Origin of the sequence: Microseira wollei NIES-4236 (assembly GCF_020521235.1) — a bacterium.
Taxonomy (GTDB): domain Bacteria; phylum Cyanobacteriota; class Cyanobacteriia; order Cyanobacteriales; family Aerosakkonemataceae; genus Microseira; species Microseira wollei.
In genome coordinates, this window is sequence record NZ_BLAY01000877.1 from 1 (window position 1) to 201 (window position 201).

General features: G+C 53.2%; 1 protein-coding gene. It reads left to right on the forward strand.

What is annotated here, in order from left to right:
* On the forward strand, window positions 1-201 hold a 201-nt coding region (locus MiSe_RS50685; protein WP_226595192.1), incomplete at both ends, for a hypothetical protein.

Genomic DNA, 201 nt, shown 5'->3' on the forward strand with positions numbered 1-201 from the left:
AAAACTTTGATTTGGTGACAAAACTTACTGCTGCCGTGCCCCTACTGCGGGAATGGTGGCGACAAATTGGTACAGTAGGGGCACGGCATCCGAAAAACTTTGACTTGGTGACAAAACTTACTGCTGCCGTGCCCCTACCCCCTGGGTATACAGGGGTTTTCAATTGGGTGCAACGCGACGTGGTAGGGGCACGGCATCCGA